A 1,417-nucleotide genomic window follows, 5' to 3' on the forward strand; every position below is an offset into this window, starting at 1 on the left:
CGGTTGCGTCCGCCAGAGTGGTGTATGGATCGCGGTGGCCGCGTCGCTGTGAGTGTGGCGACGGTCACCGTGTGATCCTTCGAGAGAACTCTTCACATCCGTCTTGAAAGGAACCACGACGATGACCGTCGTACCCAGTATCGACCCTGCCCGCTTCCTCGAGGAGCACCTGTCCCAGGCCTCGCCCGATCTGCTGCGGGAGATGCTCGGCACGTTCATCAACGCGCTGCTGTCCGCGGACGCCGACCAGGTCTGCGGCGCCTCCTACGGGGTCGCGTCCGATGACCGTGTGAACCGTCGCAACGGTTACCGGCACCGCGACTTCGACACCCGCACCGGCACGATCGACGTGAAGGTCCCCAAGCTGCGGCAGGGGACCTACTTCCCGGAATGGCTGATCGAGCGCCGCCGCCGCGCGGAGGCCGCGTTGACCACCGTCGTCGCGACCAGCTACCTCCTGGGCGTCAGCACGCGGCGGATGGACGACCTGGTGAAGACCCTTGGGATCACCGGGCTGTCGAAGTCGCAGGTGTCGGAGATGGCGCAGGATCTCGACGAACAGGTCACCGCGTTCCGCACCCGCCCGCTCGATGCCGGCCCGTACTCGTTCGTCGCCGCGGACGCGCTGACCATGAAGGTCCGTGAAGGCGGTCGTGTCGTGAAAGTCGCGGTGCTGATCGCGACCGGAGTGAACGCCGAGGGCTACCGCGAGATCCTCGGCCTGCAAGTGAGCAGCACCGAGGACGGCGCCGGCTGGCTCACGTTCTGGCGCGACCTCGTCGCCCGCGGCCTGAACGGGGTGAAGCTCGTCACCTCCGACGCGCACGCAGGACTGGTCGCCGCGATCGGCGCGACCGTCGGCGGCAGCTGGCAACGATGCAGAACCCATTACGCGGCCAACCTGATGAGCGTGACACCGAAGAGCTCGTGGCCATGGGTGAAGACCCTGCTGCAGACCGTGTTCGACCAGCCCGACCGCAAGTCCGTCCACGACCAGTTCGACAAGGTCCTCGACGCCCTCGAACATAAGCTCCCGCGCTCGTTCGAGCACCTCGAGGCCGCCCGCGAGGAGATCCTCGCGTTCACCGCGTTCGACAAGTCGATCTGGCGGCAGATCTGGTCCAACAACCCCAACGAGCGCCTCAACCGCGAGATCCGCCGCCGCACCGACGTCGTGGGCATCTTCCCCAACCGCGACGCGATCATCCGCCTCGTCGGCGCCGTCCTCGCCGAACAGCACGACGAGTGGGCCGAGCAGCGCCGCTACCTCGGCCTCGACGCCCTCGCCGCAGCCCGCCGCGTCGACGAACCCGACACCGAGGAGGTGCCAGAACCCGACCTGAGAGCCCTCACCGCATAACCTCCATCAACGAGGGATCACACGATCACCGATACACCACGTCCAAGGACTTGACCC

Annotated in this window: 1 protein-coding gene; it reads left to right on the forward strand. The window is 67.0% G+C overall.

Annotated features, from left to right (window positions below; translation table 11 throughout):
* The first annotated feature begins 121 nt into the window (after positions 1-121).
* On the forward strand, positions 122-1,360 hold the full coding sequence (locus tag D1J51_RS17645; RefSeq protein ID WP_119077310.1) for an IS256 family transposase: 1,239 nt from the start codon (positions 122-124) through the stop codon (positions 1,358-1,360).
* Positions 1,361-1,417: the final 57 nt, after the last annotated feature.

The sequence above is a fragment of the Leucobacter sp. wl10 genome (assembly GCF_003569785.1).
In the GTDB taxonomy this organism is placed as follows: domain Bacteria; phylum Actinomycetota; class Actinomycetes; order Actinomycetales; family Microbacteriaceae; genus Leucobacter.